General features: G+C 67.6%; 18 protein-coding genes. 9 read left to right on the top strand and 9 right to left on the bottom strand.

Annotated features, from left to right (window positions below):
• Positions 1 to 30 precede the first annotated feature (30 nt).
• A complete protein-coding gene (locus M6E97_RS09280; RefSeq protein ID WP_003091497.1) occupies positions 31 to 1,485 on the bottom strand; it encodes a TrkH family potassium uptake protein in 1,455 nt (484 codons plus the stop codon).
• A gap of 157 nt (positions 1,486 to 1,642) precedes the next feature.
• Between M6E97_RS09280 and M6E97_RS09275 the strand changes: the two genes are divergently transcribed.
• Together M6E97_RS09275 and M6E97_RS09270 are read left to right on the top strand one after the other, a co-directional pair.
• Positions 1,643 to 2,014, top strand: a complete 372-nt coding sequence (locus tag M6E97_RS09275; RefSeq protein ID WP_003114826.1) for a YkgJ family cysteine cluster protein — start codon at positions 1,643 to 1,645, stop codon at positions 2,012 to 2,014.
• A 64-nt stretch (positions 2,015 to 2,078) separates the two neighbouring features.
• On the top strand, positions 2,079 to 2,639 hold the full coding sequence (locus M6E97_RS09270; protein ID WP_003109199.1) for a nitroreductase family protein: 561 nt from the start codon (positions 2,079 to 2,081) through the stop codon (positions 2,637 to 2,639).
• Here M6E97_RS09270 and M6E97_RS09265 read toward each other — a convergent pair.
• The 7 genes from M6E97_RS09265 to M6E97_RS09235 form a co-directional block, all read right to left on the bottom strand.
• Positions 2,620 to 3,096: a hypothetical protein gene (locus tag M6E97_RS09265; RefSeq protein ID WP_003138434.1), complete on the bottom strand. Its 477-nt coding sequence runs from the start codon at positions 3,094 to 3,096 to the stop codon at positions 2,620 to 2,622. The genes M6E97_RS09270 and M6E97_RS09265 overlap by 20 nt on opposite strands.
• Before the next feature lie 43 nt (positions 3,097 to 3,139).
• Complete coding sequence (locus tag M6E97_RS09260; RefSeq protein ID WP_033938782.1) at positions 3,140 to 4,477, bottom strand: sensor histidine kinase; 1,338 nt, start codon at positions 4,475 to 4,477, stop codon at positions 3,140 to 3,142.
• A 114-nt stretch (positions 4,478 to 4,591) separates the two neighbouring features.
• A complete protein-coding gene (locus M6E97_RS09255; protein ID WP_003091492.1) occupies positions 4,592 to 5,032 on the bottom strand; it encodes a Spy/CpxP family protein refolding chaperone in 441 nt (146 codons plus the stop codon).
• 128 nt (positions 5,033 to 5,160) lie between these two features.
• On the bottom strand, positions 5,161 to 5,838 hold the full coding sequence (locus tag M6E97_RS09250; RefSeq protein ID WP_003091491.1) for a response regulator transcription factor: 678 nt from the start codon (positions 5,836 to 5,838) through the stop codon (positions 5,161 to 5,163).
• Between the two features lie 10 nt (positions 5,839 to 5,848).
• On the bottom strand, positions 5,849 to 6,217 hold the full coding sequence (locus M6E97_RS09245) for a hypothetical protein (RefSeq protein ID WP_003111064.1): 369 nt from the start codon (positions 6,215 to 6,217) through the stop codon (positions 5,849 to 5,851).
• 175 nt (positions 6,218 to 6,392) lie between these two features.
• On the bottom strand, positions 6,393 to 6,692 hold the full coding sequence (locus M6E97_RS09240; RefSeq protein WP_003091489.1) for a YciI family protein: 300 nt from the start codon (positions 6,690 to 6,692) through the stop codon (positions 6,393 to 6,395).
• A 1-nt stretch (position 6,693) separates the two neighbouring features.
• A complete protein-coding gene (locus M6E97_RS09235) occupies positions 6,694 to 7,281 on the bottom strand; it encodes a septation protein A (RefSeq protein WP_003091488.1) in 588 nt (195 codons plus the stop codon).
• A 215-nt stretch (positions 7,282 to 7,496) separates the two neighbouring features.
• Between M6E97_RS09235 and M6E97_RS09230 the strand changes: the two genes are divergently transcribed.
• The 6 genes from M6E97_RS09230 to M6E97_RS09205 all read left to right on the top strand — a co-directional run bounded on the left by M6E97_RS09230 (position 7,497) and on the right by M6E97_RS09205 (position 11,981).
• Entirely contained in the window at positions 7,497 to 8,384 is an 888-nt protein-coding gene (locus tag M6E97_RS09230) for a PHP domain-containing protein (RefSeq protein WP_003091487.1), read from the top strand.
• Positions 8,381 to 9,010 carry an L-threonylcarbamoyladenylate synthase gene (locus tag M6E97_RS09225; protein WP_003091486.1) on the top strand — a complete coding sequence of 210 codons (630 nt, stop codon included), beginning with the start codon at positions 8,381 to 8,383 and terminating at the stop codon, positions 9,008 to 9,010. Before M6E97_RS09230 ends, M6E97_RS09225 begins: the two co-directional genes overlap by 4 nt.
• 172 nt (positions 9,011 to 9,182) lie before the next feature.
• Positions 9,183 to 9,935, top strand: a complete 753-nt coding sequence (locus M6E97_RS09220) for a segregation and condensation protein A (RefSeq protein WP_003124353.1) — start codon at positions 9,183 to 9,185, stop codon at positions 9,933 to 9,935.
• Between the two features lie 144 nt (positions 9,936 to 10,079).
• A complete protein-coding gene (scpB, locus tag M6E97_RS09215; protein ID WP_023097373.1) occupies positions 10,080 to 11,072 on the top strand; it encodes an SMC-Scp complex subunit ScpB in 993 nt (330 codons plus the stop codon).
• A gap of 81 nt (positions 11,073 to 11,153) precedes the next feature.
• Positions 11,154 to 11,684 (top strand): hypothetical protein, encoded by a 531-nt coding sequence (locus M6E97_RS09210; RefSeq protein ID WP_003114836.1) that lies wholly within the window; start codon positions 11,154 to 11,156, stop codon positions 11,682 to 11,684.
• A gap of 114 nt (positions 11,685 to 11,798) precedes the next feature.
• A complete protein-coding gene (locus M6E97_RS09205; protein WP_003091481.1) occupies positions 11,799 to 11,981 on the top strand; it encodes a DUF1289 domain-containing protein in 183 nt (60 codons plus the stop codon).
• A 6-nt stretch (positions 11,982 to 11,987) separates the two neighbouring features.
• Here M6E97_RS09205 and gap read toward each other — a convergent pair whose 3' ends face one another.
• Positions 11,988 to 12,992 carry a type I glyceraldehyde-3-phosphate dehydrogenase gene (gap, locus tag M6E97_RS09200; protein ID WP_023097374.1) on the bottom strand — a complete coding sequence of 335 codons (1,005 nt, stop codon included), beginning with the start codon at positions 12,990 to 12,992 and terminating at the stop codon, positions 11,988 to 11,990.
• Positions 12,993 to 13,121: 129 nt separating this feature from the next.
• Between gap and edd the strand changes: the two genes are divergently transcribed.
• Entirely contained in the window at positions 13,122 to 14,948 is a 1,827-nt protein-coding gene (gene edd / locus M6E97_RS09195; RefSeq protein WP_033938777.1) for a phosphogluconate dehydratase, read from the top strand.
• Positions 14,949 to 15,030 lie beyond the last annotated feature (82 nt).

The raw sequence follows: 15,030 nt of genomic DNA, 5'->3' as shown, positions 1-15,030 counted from the left end.
TAGAGCCATTGCAGACAGGCCCGTGAGCGCTCAGTGGCGCCAGAACGCCGGGGTCAGCAGGACCAGCACGGTGATGATCTCCAGGCGGCCGAGCAGCATGCCGGCGGCCAGCAGCCACTTGGCGGCGTCCGGCAGGCTGGCGAAGTTGCCCGAGGGGCCGATGATGGGGCCCATCCCCGGGCCTACGCCGGCCACGGTGCTGGCGGCGCCGGTGAGGGCGGTCATCCAGTCCAGGCCGATCAGCGACAGGCAGAGGGCGAGCAGGCAGACGACGATGGCGAAGAAGAACGAGAAGGTCAGGATCGAGCGGACGATTTCCTCGTCCAGCCGATGGCCGTTGTAGTTCTGCTTGAGCACCGCGCGCGGGTGGATCAACTGGTAGAGGTTGGCCTTGAGCAGGGTGTAGGCGACCTGGAAGCGGAAGATCTTGATGCCGCCGGCGGTAGAGCCGGAGCAACCGCCGATGAAGCCGAGGTAGAAGAACAGCATGATCGAGAAGTGCCCCCACATGCTGTAGTCGCCGAGGGCGAAGCCGGTGGTGGTGACCACCGAGGTGACATTCACCGCGACGATGCGGAAGGCATCCATCCAGGGCAGCTTGGAGGTTACCGCGTACCAGGTGCCCATCAGCAGCCAGGTCACCAGCAGCAGGCCGAGCAGGCCGCGGACCTGCTGGTCCTTGATCAGCGCCTTGCGGTGTCCGCGCAGGGTGGCGACGTAGAGCGCGAACGGCAGGCTGCCGAGGATCATCACCACTACCGCGGTCCAGTGCACCGCCGGCTGCTTCCACTTGGCCAGGGATTGGTCGGAGGTGGAGAAACCGCCGGTGGAAATCGCCGACATGGCGTGGTTGACCGCGTCGAACGGGCTCATGCCGGCGCCCCAGAAGGCCAGGCTGCCGAGCAGGGTGATGCCGACATAGGTGGCGACGATGTACTTGGCGACCATGTGCGAGCGTGGCAGGACCTTTTCCGAGCGGTCCGAGGATTCGGTCTGGAACAGGCGCATGCCGCCGATCCGCAGCATCGGCAGGATCGCCACGGCCATGGCGATGAAGCCGATGCCGCCCAGCCAGTGCAGCAGCGAGCGCCAGATGAGGATGCCCGGGGACATGTCGTCCAGCCCGCTGAGCACGGTGGAGCCGGTGGCGGTGATCCCCGACATGCTTTCGAAGAAGGCATCGGTGTAGCTGATGTGCTGCTGCAGGACGAACGGCAGGGCGGCGAAGATGCATACCAGCACCCAGCTCGATACGGTGAGCATGTACATGTCCCGCGGGCGCAGGTGGACATGCTCGGGACGCCCCGGCAGGACCAGGCCGAGGCCGGTGACGAAGGTGGCGACGCTGGACCAGATGAACGCCTGGATGCCTTCGGTACGGTCGAAGGCGAGCATGGTCAGGATCGGGACCAGCATGCTGGCGGCCAGAGTGATCAGGAAGATGCCGATGATGAAACCGAGGATGCGTAGGGTCGGCAAGGCCATGGATCGTGGGGCTCTGGGCGGTGGCGGACCGGTCATTCTACCAGCCGTCCGCGGAGAGTAAATCTGCCGCTGCGCCCCTCTTCACAGCAGCCGCGAAATCGCTAGAATCTCGCTTCGCCCGCCGGCGCTCGCCGGTTTCTCTGGTGTTCTGCCAACCATGTCCACTGACAATCCGTGTCTTACCTGCGGCGCCTGCTGTGCGCATTTTCGTGTGTCTTTCTATTGGGGCGAGTGCCGTTCCGCAGGCGGCGTCGTACCCGACGAACTGACCGTCCGCATCAGCCCGCAGATGGTCGCCATGAGCGGTACCGAGAACAAGCCGGCGCGCTGCGTCGGGCTGCTCGGCGAGGTCGGTTGCGGCGTTCGCTGCACCGTCTACGAGCAGCGCTCGAGTACCTGCCGCGAGTTCGAGGCGGCCTGGGCCAACGGCCAGCCCAACCCGGCCTGCGATGCCGCGCGCGCCGCCTACGGCCTGCCACCGCTGACCCCGCCGCTGCAGCCGCACCTGGCGCCGGGACGGGTCGCCTGAGAGCGGGCGTGAGCCTGGCGATTGCGTCTACAATGGCGATTTCGTTTCTGACAGGAGTTCGCCCATGGAGGCTCTCGACGCCTTGCTCACTCGCGTTTCCCACGCCCGCCTGAGCGATCCCGCGCCCTCGCCGGAGCAGCTCGACCGGCTGTTCCGGGTCGCCTTGCGTGCCCCGGACCACGGGCAACTGCGGCCCTGGCGCTTCATCGTGGTAGAAGGCGAAGGCCGCCGGGCCCTGGGCGACCTCTACGCCCGCGCCCTGGCGAGCCGCCAGCCGGACGCCGCCGAGGAAGCGCTGGCCAAGGCCCGCAACATGCCGCTGCGGGCACCGCTGCTGGTCGTGGCGGTCGCCTGCCTGCAGGATCACCCGAAGGTGCCGCATGGCGAGCAACTGCTGGCCGCCGGCTGCGCTGCCCACGGCCTGGTGCTGGGCGCCTATGCCCAGGGACTGGGGGCGATGTGGCGGACCGGCGAGATGGCCACCGATCCGGTGGTGCACGCCGGCTTGGGGCTCGGCGAGCAGGAGCGGATCATCGGTTTCGTCTACCTGGGTACGCCGATGGGCGAGTTGCGCACGCCGGCGGAACTCGACCCGACGGCCTTCGTCAGCGCCTGGCCGGGCTGAGCGGCAACAGCAGGCGTACGCACCAATACGCGCCCTGGGCGTGCCAGAGCAGTCGTCCGCCCTGCCAGCCGGCCAGTCGTCGGGCGGCTTCCACGGCCGCCGGCAGCCAGCGCCGGCCTTCTTCCGCCTGGCCGAGGATGTCTAGGCGCAGCCGGCCGTGGCGCGCGTCCAGCGCCGGATTCAGCGTGATGCGCTGCCACGGGCGGGCCTGCGCGGCGCCGCCGAGCAGGCCGTAGAGCGCCTCGTGCAAGGCCGGGCGCCAGCTCTCCAGCGGCCAGGTGCCGCGCTCCGGCAGGCTCAGGTCGAGGCGCGCCCAGCGTTGCCGCAGTTGCTGGACGACCTGTCCCAGCTCGACCGCCAGGACCAGCGATTGCGGCTCGTCGCCGGGAAGTTCCGGCGGTGCGATGGCCTGGGCGAGCGGGCGTTCATCGAGGAACAACGAAGCGGGAAGAGTCATGCCGGATGCTCCAGGGGGAAGTGCCGCGCATCAGGGCGCGGCGTCATTCGGTCGCCTTGCGCCGTAGCGGCAGGCTGAGGGTGGCGATGAAGCCGCCGTCGGGATGGTTGCCCAGGCGCAGGTGCCCGCCGTGGCGCTCGATGGCGCGGCGGGCGATGGCCAGGCCCAGGCCGTGTCCCGGGCTGCTCTGGTTGGGTGCGCGGAAGAACGGTTCGCCCAACTGCTCCTGCAGTTCGACGGCGATGCCCGGCCCATGGTCGCGGACGCTCAGGCGCAGGTAGTCGCCGGCGCTGCTGGCGCGCACCTCCAGCGGTTGGCCGGCGGGGTTGAAGCGCACGGCGTTGCGCAGCAGGTTGTCCACCGCGCGCTCGAACATGTCCGGCCAGCCGTCGATGCTCAGGTCAGGCGCCACTTCCAGGCGGATATCCTGCTCCGGAGCCAGCAGCAGGGCGTCTTCGCGCAGCCGCTGGAGCAGCGGCAGCAGGGCGATCCGTTGGCTCGCGCCGGGTTCGGCGTCGAGCCGGGCGAGGGCGAGGATCTCGCCGATCAGCGCTTCCAGGCGGTCGCATTCCTGTTCCAGGCGCGGCCACATCTGCGCCCGCGCTTCCGGTTCGGCGCGTTCGGCCAGGGCCAGGGCGATGCGCAGGCGCGCCAACGGCGAGCGCAGTTCGTGGGACACGTCGCGGAGCAACTGTCGCTGGCTGCCGATCAGGCTTTGCAGGCGTTCGCCCATGCGGTTGAAATCGCGCGCCAGGGTGCCCAGTTCATCGCCGCGCCGCGCCAGGCGGGCCAGGCTGTCCTTCTGGTAGGCGGTCTGGCCGAGGTCGTGCACGGCGCGCCGCAGACGGTTCAGCGGACGGGTGATGGACAGCGTCAGCAGCAGGCTGAACAGGGTCAGCACCACCAGTGCGATGCCCAGCGCGCTGAGCGGCCAGAGCAGGCTGCCGCGGTGCCAGGCCTCCAGCTCCGGGTGCGGGATGCGGTAGATGAACAGATAGGTATGGTTGCTCTGCGGGCTGACGTATTCCTGGCTCAGTTGGCGCCAGGGGAAGCGCGGCAGGTTGCGGTCGCTGGTGCGCGGCGGGCGGTGGCGGGGGCGCGGCAGGTAGGTGCCGTCGACCAGGCGCTGGCCGCTTTCGTCGAGCACCTGGATGGAAATCCCGTAGTCGCGGCGGCGTTGCTCCAGCAAGCCCTGGGCCGCGTAGCTGCCCTGTTCTTCGTAGAGGGCGGTCCACTGCTCGGCGAGATCCTTCAGGCCGGGATGGCGGGCGATGATCCAGGTGTCCTGGTTCAGCGCGCGACCCAGCAGGATGGAAAGCCCGGCTACCAGCAGCAGGGCCAGCCAGAAGGCGGCGAGGATTCGCCAGAAGAGTGAACGCATGGTTTTCCTGTTGAATCGCATGTCGGGCCGGCCGCGTGGGTAAATCCCTAGGATATGCGATTCCGGCTGGTCGGAAGACCGCTACCGGAGGACCCGGTAGCGGTGGCTCGGACGTCAGTTGGACTTCTTGTCGGCCTTCCATTGCTGGAATTCGGCCCACTCTGCCTTGCGCTGCTCGCGCTTCTTCTGCAGTTCGTCGAACTTCTTCTGCTGCTCGGGGGTGAGCAGGGCGCGGATGTCTTTCTGGGTCTTCTCGTGGCTGGCCTTGAGTTCGTCCTTCAGGGCCTTCTGCTCGGCCGCCGGCAGCTTGGCCAGGTAGCGCTGGGTGATCTCGTGGCGGGCCTTCATCTGTTCGCCCATCAGTTTGCCCATCTGCTGGCGCTGTTCGCGGGTCAGGTTCAGTTCCTTCATCGGGCCGCCATGCCGGGGACCGTGCTGGCCCATCATGTGGCCGCCTTCCATCGGCGGGGGCGGCAGGTCGTTGGCGGCGGGCGCGGCCATGGCGAAGGTCGGCAGGGCGGCGGCGATGAACAGGGCGGTTAGCGTCTTGCGCATGGTGTTTCTCCTTTCTGGGTCCGGCCATTTACCGGATGAGCCCAGTCTAGGGAGGTCAAGGTCAAGCGCGGTCAGCCCTGGGTAAAGCTTGGGTAAAGACCTTGTGTCGGCGGGCTGACGAAACCCGCTCAGTGGCTGTAGTAGTAGCCGCGGCCGCGCAGGGCGAGGATGCGCGGGCTGCCGTCGGGGTGGCTGCCGAGCTTCTTGCGCAGGTTGCTGACGTGCATGTCCAGGCTGCGGTCGTAGAGGGTCAGCTTGCGGCCCAGCGCCAGTTGCGCCAGGGCCTGCTTGTCCAGCGGCTCGCCGGGCTGGCGCAGGAGCGCTTCGAGGATGCGGCTTTCGGAAAGGGTCAGGCTGATCTCCTGGCCGTCGATCTGCGCCACGCCGCGCGTCAGGTTCAGCGACAGGTCGCCCAGTTGCATCTGCGCGCTGGGCTGCGCCGGGTGGGTTCGCCGCAGCACGGCGCGCAGCCGTGCGGTGAGTTCGCGCGGGTCGCAGGGCTTGGCCAGGTAGTCGTCGGCGCCCAGTTCCAGACCGAGGATGCGGTCCAGCGGCTCGCCGCGGGCGGACAGCATCAGCACCGGCAGGTCGGGATGGTCGCCGCGCAGTTGCTTGAGCAGTTCCAGGCCGCTGCCGTCCGGCAGCATCACGTCGAGCACCACGGCATCCGGCGTCTGCTCGGCGAGGGCGCGACGGGCCTGGGCGCCGTCGTGGCTGGCACGCACGGAGAAACCTTCCTGGACCAGCCAGGTACCGAGCAGCTCGCAGAGCTCCCGGTCATCGTCGATCAACAGCAGTTCGCTCATCGGGTGTCGCTCAATTGATCCATTCGCGTCGCTGTCGCCGGCGGCCGCGGCTCAGGGCGCCGAGGACGAACGCGAGCAGGGCGGTGGCGGCGCCGGCGACATACCAGGTCTGCTCTTCCGTGAGCAGCGGCGGTTGCCGCTGCGCCTGGGCCGCCTGCAACTGCTCGCGCAACTGGCGGTTCTCCTGGCGCATACGACTGACCAGTTCGTCGCGCTGGCGTTCCGTTTCCACCAGGCGGCGCTCCAGTTCGGCGGTAGCCTGCGCAATGGAAGGCTGCGCGGCTGGAATCGGTGCTGGCGCGGGTTCCTCGGCCTGGGCCAGGGAAGCTCCCAGGCTCAGGCTCAGCAGCAGGCAATGGGCAGTGGATGGACGCATCATGACTCCTTGTACCGATGAAGCGACGGATTGCACTGTCTTCCGGTTCGCCCTTCCGGCTTGGCGAAAGCGCCGGGCCGGCCTGGTTGCGCTGCGGCGGGCACCGGAAAGCGGCGTCCGGTGCGAAAACGTTTGCCGGGAGGGCGACCGGGCCGGCCGCCGGTACCCGGCGACTGCCTCAGGGCAGGACTTTCTTGAACGGCTTGACCACCACCTCGGCATACACCCCGGCGGCCCGGTAGGGGTCGGCCTCGGCCCAGCTCTGCGCCGCGGCCAGGGAATCGAATTCGGCGACGATCAGGCTGCCGGTGAAGCCGGCGGCGCCCGGGTCGTTGCTGTCGATCGCCGGGTGCGGGCCGGCGAGTACCAGGCGGCCTTCTTCCTTCAGCTGTTCGAGACGGGCCAGGTGGGCCGGGCGGCTGGCCAGGCGGCGTTCCTGGGAAGCGGGGATGTCACGGGCGATGATCGCGTAGAGCATGTCAGTCCTTGGGCTTTTCGCCGGTATCGGCGTCGTGCAGGTGGCGAGCCAGGAACAGGCCCTGGCCGATCAGGAACAGCAAGGTCATGCCGAGGCTGCCGAACACCTTGAAGTCCACCCAGAAGTTCGGATAGGTGAAGACCACGTACAGGTTGGCGAAGCCGCACACCAGGAAGAACACCACCCAGGCGATGTTCAGGCGCACCCAGAGGCCCTGCGGCAACTGGATGGCATGGCCCATGATGCGCTGGATCATCGGCTTGTCGCCGATGAAGTGACTGCCGGCGAAGGCCAGGGCGAACAGCCAGTTGACCAGCGGCGCCTTCCATTTGAGGAAGGTGTCCTCGTGGAAGGCCAGGGTCAGGCCGCCGAGGACCAGGCAGGCGCCGAGGGTGAACCACTGGCTCTTTTCCAGGTGGCGGTGCTTGAGCCAGAGGGCGCCGTAGACGATCACCGAGGCGAGGATCAGGGTCGCGGTCGCGCCGTAGATGCCACTCAGATTGAACCCGGCGAACTCGACGTTCTGAGGGTCTATCTTGTAGACGATGAAGAACAGGATCAGTGGGATGAAATCGATGAATTGCTTCATGGTGGCAGTCAGGACACGGTTGAAGCGGCATAATAGCAACCTCTGGATGTTCTGAAACAGTCATCCTGTCTTTCCGAATGCGTCAGGCCTGTGCCGCAGGCGCATTCGCCAGGTGGAGCAGGCTCCCCGGACCCATGAACGGTACGTCTCGATACCGCGAGGCAGCGAATCGGCGTTGCTTCATCACCATTCTTCACTGGAATCAGGATTCAGCCATGCGTGTCGATCTGCATTGCCACAGTACCGCCTCCGATGGCGTTCTCGCGCCCGCCGCCCTGGTGCAGCGGGCCCACGAGAAAGGCGTCGGGCTGCTGGCGCTGACCGACCACGACACCCTGGAAGGCCTGCCGGAAGCCCACCAGGCGGCCGCTCGACTCGGTATCGAACTGGTCAACGGCGTCGAGCTGTCCTGCACCTGGGGTGGCGCCACCATCCATGTGCTGGGCTACGGTTTCGACCTCGACGCCGCTCCCCTGCGCCAGGCCACCGAAGCCCTGCACCGCGGCCGCTGGGCGCGCGCCGAGGAAATCGACCGACGGCTGGCGGCCAAGGGTATGCCCGGGGCGCTGGAGGGCGCGCGGGCGATCCAGCGGGCCCTGGGCGACAGCGGCAACGCGCCGGCGCGGCCGCATTTCGCCGAGTTCCTGGTCCAGGGCGGCTGGGTCAAGGATCGCGCCGACGCGTTCCGCAAGTGGCTGGGGGCCGGCAAGCTGGGAGACGTCAAGCAGCACTGGCCGACCCTGGAGGAAGTGGTCGGCTGCCTGCGCGAGGCGCGCGCCTGGATCAGCCTGGCGCACCCGTACCATTATGATTTCACCCGGACCAAGCGCCGGCGCCTGGTCGCCGACTTTCTCCAGGCCGGCGGACACGCCATCGAGGTGGTCAATGGCGTGCAGCCGGCCGAACAGGTCGGTACCCTGTCGATCCTGGCCCGCGAGTTCGGCCTGATGGTCACCGCCGGCAGCGATTTCCACGCGCCGGGCGACTGGTCCGAACTGGGCATGTACCGTGCGGTTCCAGAGGACCTTCCGGCCATGTGGCCGCGTTTCGCCAGGCATTTTCGCGATACCGAACGTCATTCCGAAGCCAAGGGGGCCGAATGAGCCAGTTCTTCCAGATCCATCCGGAAAATCCCCAGCCACGGCTGGTCAAGCAGGCGGTGGAAATCGTCCGCCAGGGTGGGGTGATCGTCTATCCCACCGACTCGTCCTATGCCCTGGGCTGCCGCATCGGCGAAAAGACCGCGGTGGATCGCATCCGCCGCATCCGCCAACTGGACGACAAGCACAACTTCACCCTGGTCTGCCGCGACCTTTCCGAGCTGGGGGTCTATGCCAAGGTCGACACCGGCCTGTTCCGCCTGCTCAAGGCGCACACCCCCGGTCCCTACACCTTCATCCTCAGCGCCACCCGCGAGGTGCCGCGCATGCTCCTGCACCCCAAGCGCCGCACCATCGGCCTGCGCGTGCCGAACTGTCCGATCGCCCGGGCGCTGCTGGAGGAACTGGGCGAACCGCTGATGAGCGTGAGCCTGATCATGCCCGGCAGCGGCGAGCCACTGAACGATCCCTATGAAATGCGCCAGGTACTGGAACACCAGGTCGACCTGATCGTGGACGGGGGCTATGGCGGCGGCGAGGCCTCCACCGTGATCAGCCTGACCGACACCGATCCCGAAGTGATCCGCGTGGGTTGCGGCGATCCGGCGCCGTTCATGCAGCCGGCCTGAGCGCCGCCCGAATCCGCCCACCACGAGCCTACCGATGCAGGACGATAACCCGGCCAACGCCGCCCCCCCTCCAGCCGAACCCGCCGCCGAGCGGGTGCCGCTGCAACTGGCGCTGGTCTACGGCGAGGCGGTCACCGAGCTGCCGCAGGACCTCTATATCCCGCCGGACGCGCTGGAGGTCTTCCTCGAGGCCTTCGAGGGCCCGCTCGACCTGCTGCTGTATCTGATCCGCAAGCAGAACATCGACATCCTGGATATCCCGGTGGCGGAAATCACCCGCCAGTACATGGGCTATGTCGAGCTGATGAAGGCGGTGCGCCTGGAGCTGGCCGCCGAGTACCTGGTGATGGCGGCGATGCTGGCGGAGATCAAGTCGCGCATGTTGCTGCCGCGCTCGGCGGAAGCCGAGGAGGAAGAGGAAGATCCACGGGCCGAGCTGATCCGCCGCCTGCAGGAGTACGAACGGTTCAAGAAGGCCGCCGAAGACCTCGACGAACTGCCCCGGGTCGGCCGCGACGTGCTGGTGCCGGCGGTGGCTGCTCCCGAGGCGCGGGCGCGCAAGCTGCTGCCGGAGCTGGCGCTGCAGGAGCTGATGCTGGTGATGGGCGAGATGCTGCGCCGCGCCGACCTGTTCGAGAGCCACCAGGTGACCCGCGAGGTACTGTCCACCCGCGAACGCATGAGCGAAGTGCTGGAGCGCCTGAAAGGCGGCGCCTTCGTGCCGTTCATCCAGTTGTTCACCCTGGAGGAGGGCAAGCTCGGCGTGGTGGTCACCTTCATGGCGATCCTCGAACTGGTCAAGGAGCAGATGGTGGAACTGGTGCAGAACGAGGCTTTCGGCGCCATCCATGTGCGCCTGCGGATAGCCCGCGAAGCGGAGGAAGGCGAAACCCTGGAGGAAGCCCTGGAAGACGATTTCGAGTGATCGCGCCGCGCCGCTGGCCGTTCGTCCCCCTGCGGACGGTCAGCTTTTCCGAGCTTCCGGCTTCGCTCCCTGCCGTGGCCTGTTAAGCTGCATGCCCGATTCCGCTATCTTTCCCTCTTCCTGGCTCCGGTATCCGTTGCGACGATGAACCTGTCCGATCCCCACGAACTCGCCACCCTGCTCGAAGGCATCCTCCTCGCGGCCGGCAAGCCGCTGTCGCTGGAGCGCCTGGCCGAGCTGTTCGACGAGGCCGAGCGGCCGGAACCGGGGCAGTTCCGCGACGCCCTGGCGATCCTCGCGCTGTCCTGCGCGGGGCGTTCTTTCGAGCTGAAGGAAGTCGCGTCCGGGTATCGCCTGCAGATTCGCGAGCGTTTCTCGCCGTGGGTCGGCCGCCTCTGGGAGGAGCGTCCGCAGCGCTATTCGCGCGCGCTCCTGGAAACCCTGGTGCTGATCGCCTACCGCCAGCCGATCACCCGTGGCGAGATCGAGGAGATCCGCGGCGTGGCGGTGAACACCCAGATCGTCAAGACGCTGATGGAGCGGGAGTGGATCCGCATCGTTGGCTACCGCGAGGTGCCGGGGCGCCCGGCGATGCTGGCGACTACCAAGGCGTTCCTCGATTATTTCAACCTGAAGAGCCTCGACGAGCTGCCGCCGCTGTCGGCGCTGCGCGAGATGGAGCCCGAGCCGGAACCGCCGGTCGAGGTGGCGGCGCAGCCGCCGCGCGACGATCTCGACGAGGATGCGATTCCTGCCTCGATCCAGGCCCTGGCCGATCGCGCCATCGCCGAGGCCGGGGAAAGCCTCGAGGAGATCGAGGGGGAGGCCGGCGAGCCGGAGAAGCCGCGCGAGGAAACCAGCTTCCGCAGCCTGCTGCTGGAACTGGACGAGATGGAGCAGGGCCTGAAGACCGACTTCGACGACCTGCTCGACCCTCCGGAGCCCTCGGAGCAGAGCGACGAGTCCGCCGAGCCAGCGGCTGGGCCGATTCCCGTGGTCGCGGAGCAAGCCGTCGAGCCTGCCGTCGCGGAGGCTGTCGCGGGCGCCGATCCCGATGACGAGGAGCGCGCCCTGGCGGAGGCCATGCGCGAGGAGCGCGAGGCACTGGACGCCGACGACGACTGGCCGCGCCGCTGACCGTCGTTCCACCCTGTAGAATTCATCCGGCCGCGCCGGCGAGGCCGGCCCGCTCCGTTTCATCGACCCTGGAACCCGCCCATGAAAGAGACCCTGAACGAACTGATCACCCTCATCAGCACCGGCTGCATGGGCGCCGAGGAGATCCGGCGGATCGCCGACGAGGCGGCCCAGGCCTACGCCGATCCGGCAGGGTTCCTCGCCGCCAACCCGGACATCAACTACGACGACAGCTTCCCGATCCCGCTCGGCGAGTGGGTGGTGGTCGGTAGCCTGCCGGATATCGTGCTGTTCCAGGCCGATACCTATGCCGAGCTGTTCGCCCGGATCGTCGCCTCCTTCGGCAAGGACGTGGCGTTCAACATCAAGCCGAAGCAGTTGCTCAAGACCGAGCCACTGGTCGCCCTCAACCGTATCCAGGTGCAACTGAGCAGCATGTATCCGGAAAAGGGCGGCTACGTGCTGGTGGATTTCAGCGAGCCGCTGGACGACGAGTTGCAGGCGGTGCTGGTCTATACCCAGGACCTGCCGCGGGTCATGGCGCTCTGCGTCGAGGCCGGCATCTATGCCGCGCCTGCCTACGAAAGCCTGCGCGACGCCGAGGCCGAGTGACCGCGGGCCGCTCGATCGGCCCGATAGTCATTCCCTCCTGGACGCCGGCCCACCGCCTGTCGTGAAGTGACGGGCGAGGACCGGTTGCGGTCCGCGCCGAAAAAGGGGGAACGCTTGAAAAGTCCTTGCATCAATATCTGTGAGTTCGATGCCGACGTGTGCCGCGGCTGCGGGCGTACGCGCCAGGAAATCCGTGCCTGGAAGCGCGCGGACAAGGCCGAGCAGCGACTGATCCTCGCCGAGGCCGACCTGCGCCTGCTGGCGTTGCAGGCGCGCGGTCGGCGCAAGTTCCGCTGAGGCGCGTCAGTCGCGGGCGGCGGCCAGCGCCAGGGCGCTGTCCAGCATGCGGTTGGAGAAGCCCCACTCGTTGTCGTACCAGGCCATCGCCTTGACCAGCCGGCCGCTGACCTTGGTGTGGTTGGCGTCGAAGATCGACGAGCGCGGGTCGTGGTTGAAATCCACCGACACCAGCGGCTGGGTGTTGTAACCGAGCACCGGAGAGCCCTCGCTGGCTTCGCGTAGCAGGCGGTTGACCTCGTCTACGCTGGTATCCCGGGCCACCTGCACGGTGAGATCGACCAGCGACACGTTGATCACCGGCACCCGCACCGCCAGCCCGGTAAGCTTGCCGGCGAGTTCCGGCAGGACCTGGCCGACCGCCTCGGCGGCGCCGGTCTTGGTGGGGATCATCGACTGGGTCGCCGAACGTGCGCGGTACAGGTCCGGGTGGTACACGTCGGAGAGGTTCTGGTCGTTGGTGTAGGCATGGATGGTGGTCATCAGGCCGTGCTCGATGCCCAGCTCGCGATGCAGCACCTGGGCCACCGGTGCCAGGCAGTTGGTGGTGCAGGAGGCATTCGAGACGATCCGATGGGAGGCGCGCAGCACCTCGTGGTTGACGCCGTAGACCACGGTGGCGTCGACGTCCTTGCCGGGCGCCGAGATCAGCACCTTGCCGGCGCCGGCCTGCAGGTGGGCGGCGGCTTTGTCGCGGCTGGTGAAGAGCCCCGTGCACTCGAGCACGATGTCCACGCCGAGGCTCTTCCAGGGCAGTTCCGTCGGGTTGCGGATGGCGCTGACGGCGATGCGGTCGCCCATCACCCGCAGGCTTTCGGCATCGTGCTCGACCTCGCCGGGAAAGCGTCCATGGACGCTGTCGCACTGGAACAGGTGGGCGTTGACCGCGGCGTCGCCGAGGTCATTGATCGCCACTACCTGCAACTGTTCGCGGTAGTGGCCGGTATACAGGGCGCGAAGAACGTTTCGGCCGATGCGACCGAAGCCGTTGATGGCCAGGCGGATAGTCATAATGAGGTCGTCTCTTTTCTATTGTTGTGGTAAAAACCATTACATTTCGTCCAGAAAGAAAAGTAAACATCCTTCAACCGATGATTATGTTGTAAAAACAACAATTGATAGTCTGTAGGAGAATCTGCCATGCACCCTCGTGTGCTCGAAGTCACCCGCCGCATCCAGGCCCGTAGCGCGGCCACTCGCCAGCGCTACCTCGAGATGGTCAGGGCGGCGGCCAGCAAGGGGCCGCACCGCGGCACCCTGCCGTGCGGCAACCTCGCCCACGGGGTCGCGGCCTGTGGCGAAAGCGACAAGCAGACCCTGCGGCTGATGAACCAGGCCAACGTGGCCATCGTTTCCGCCTACAACGACATGCTCTCGGCGCACCAGCCGTTCGAGCGCTTTCCGGGGCTTATAAAACAGGCGCTGCACGAGATCGGTTCGGTCGGCCAGTTCGCCGGCGGCGTGCCGGCCATGTGCGACGGGGTGACCCAGGGCGAGCCGGGCATGGAACTGTCGCTGGCCAGCCGCGACGTGATCGCCATGTCCACCGCCATCGCGCTGTCTCACAACATGTTCGATGCGGCGCTGTGCCTGGGTGTTTGCGACAAGATCGTGCCGGGCCTGCTGATCGGCTCGCTGCGCTTCGGCCACCTGCCCACCGTGTTCGTCCCGGCCGGGCCGATGCCGACCGGCATCTCCAACAAGGAAAAGGCCGCGGTGCGCCAACTGTTCGCCGAGGGCAAGGCCACTCGCGAAGAGCTGCTGGCCTCGGAAATGGCCTCCTACCATGCACCCGGCACCTGCACCTTCTATGGCACCGCCAATACCAACCAGATGCTGGTGGAGGTGATGGGCCTGCACTTGCCCGGTGCCTCCTTCGTCAACCCGAACACCCCGCTGCGCGACGAACTCACCCGCGAAGCGGCGCGCCAGGCCAGCCGGCTGACCCCTGAGAACGGCAACTACGTGCCGATGGCGGAGATCGTCGACGAGAAGGCCATCGTCAACTCGGTGGTGGCGCTGCTCGCCACCGGCGGCTCGACCAACCATACCCTGCACCTGCTGGCGATCGCCCAGGCGGCGGGCATCCAGTTGACCTGGCAGGACATGTCCGAGCTGTCCCATGTGGTGCCGACCCTGGCGCGCATCTATCCGAACGGCCAGGCCGACATCAACCACTTCCAGGCGGCCGGCGGCATGTCCTTCCTGATCCGCCAGCTGCTCGACGGCGGGCTGCTTCACGAGGACGTACAGACCGTCGCCGGCCCCGGCCTGCGCCGCTACACCCGCGAGCCGTTCCTCGAGGATGGCCGGCTGGTCTGGCGCGAAGGGCCGGAACGGAGTCTCGACGAAGCCATCCTGCGTCCGCTGGACAAGCCGTTCTCCGCCGAAGGCGGCTTGCGCCTGATGGAGGGCAACCTCGGTCGCGGCGTGATGAAGGTCTCGGCGGTGGCGCCGGAACACCAGGTGGTCGAGGCGCCGGTACGGATCTTCCACGACCAGGCCAGCCTGGCCGCGGCCTTCAAGGCCGGCGAGCTGGAGCGCGACCTGGTCGCCGTGGTGCGTTTCCAGGGCCCGCGGGCGAACGGCATGCCGGAGCTGCACAAGCTCACGCCGTTCCTCGGGGTCCTGCAGGATCGTGGCTTCAAGGTGGCGCTGGTCACCGACGGGCGCATGTCCGGGGCGTCGGGCAAGGTGCCCGCGGCCATCCATGTGAGTCCGGAAGCCATCGCCGGCGGTCCCCTGGCGCGCCTGCGCGACGGCGACCGGGTACGGGTGGATGGGGTGAACGGCGAGTTGCGGGTGCTGGTCGACGACGCCGAATGGCAGGCGCGCAGCCTGGAGCCGGCGCCGCAGGACGGCAATCTCGGTTGCGGCCGCGAGCTGTTCGCCTTCATGCGCAACGCCATGAGCAGCGCGGAAGAGGGCGCCTGCAGCTTTACCGAGAGCCTCAACGGCTGGCGCTGATTCTGATAGGTCGATGTCCGCCGGCGCTTGGCTGGCGGCTGTCTCTCCGGCAACATCTGCCGACCGTCCCGCCCTGGCGCGG

It is taken from the genome of Pseudomonas sp. B111 (assembly GCF_026428275.1).
Lineage (GTDB): Bacteria > Pseudomonadota > Gammaproteobacteria > Pseudomonadales > Pseudomonadaceae > Pseudomonas > Pseudomonas aeruginosa.
The sequence above is the reverse complement of the archived record's forward strand: the minus strand, read 5'-3'. Positions and strand labels throughout refer to the sequence as shown.

Coding starts and splice junctions, on each gene's coding strand:
- M6E97_RS09280 (WP_003091497.1), bottom strand. CDS start 1,485: ATGGCCTTGCCGACCCTACGCATCCTCGGTTTCATCATCGGCATCTTC.
- M6E97_RS09275 (WP_003114826.1), top strand. CDS start 1,643: ATGTCCACTGACAATCCGTGTCTTACCTGCGGCGCCTGCTGTGCGCAT.
- M6E97_RS09270 (WP_003109199.1), top strand. CDS start 2,079: ATGGAGGCTCTCGACGCCTTGCTCACTCGCGTTTCCCACGCCCGCCTG.
- M6E97_RS09265 (WP_003138434.1), bottom strand. CDS start 3,096: ATGACTCTTCCCGCTTCGTTGTTCCTCGATGAACGCCCGCTCGCCCAG.
- M6E97_RS09260 (WP_033938782.1), bottom strand. CDS start 4,477: ATGCGTTCACTCTTCTGGCGAATCCTCGCCGCCTTCTGGCTGGCCCTG.
- M6E97_RS09255 (WP_003091492.1), bottom strand. CDS start 5,032: ATGCGCAAGACGCTAACCGCCCTGTTCATCGCCGCCGCCCTGCCGACC.
- M6E97_RS09250 (WP_003091491.1), bottom strand. CDS start 5,838: ATGAGCGAACTGCTGTTGATCGACGATGACCGGGAGCTCTGCGAGCTG.
- M6E97_RS09245 (WP_003111064.1), bottom strand. CDS start 6,217: ATGATGCGTCCATCCACTGCCCATTGCCTGCTGCTGAGCCTGAGCCTG.
- M6E97_RS09240 (WP_003091489.1), bottom strand. CDS start 6,692: ATGCTCTACGCGATCATCGCCCGTGACATCCCCGCTTCCCAGGAACGC.
- M6E97_RS09235 (WP_003091488.1), bottom strand. CDS start 7,281: ATGAAGCAATTCATCGATTTCATCCCACTGATCCTGTTCTTCATCGTC.
- M6E97_RS09230 (WP_003091487.1), top strand. CDS start 7,497: ATGCGTGTCGATCTGCATTGCCACAGTACCGCCTCCGATGGCGTTCTC.
- M6E97_RS09225 (WP_003091486.1), top strand. CDS start 8,381: ATGAGCCAGTTCTTCCAGATCCATCCGGAAAATCCCCAGCCACGGCTG.
- scpB (WP_023097373.1), top strand. CDS start 10,080: ATGAACCTGTCCGATCCCCACGAACTCGCCACCCTGCTCGAAGGCATC.
- M6E97_RS09210 (WP_003114836.1), top strand. CDS start 11,154: ATGAAAGAGACCCTGAACGAACTGATCACCCTCATCAGCACCGGCTGC.
- gap (WP_023097374.1), bottom strand. CDS start 12,992: ATGACTATCCGCCTGGCCATCAACGGCTTCGGTCGCATCGGCCGAAAC.
- edd (WP_033938777.1), top strand. CDS start 13,122: ATGCACCCTCGTGTGCTCGAAGTCACCCGCCGCATCCAGGCCCGTAGC.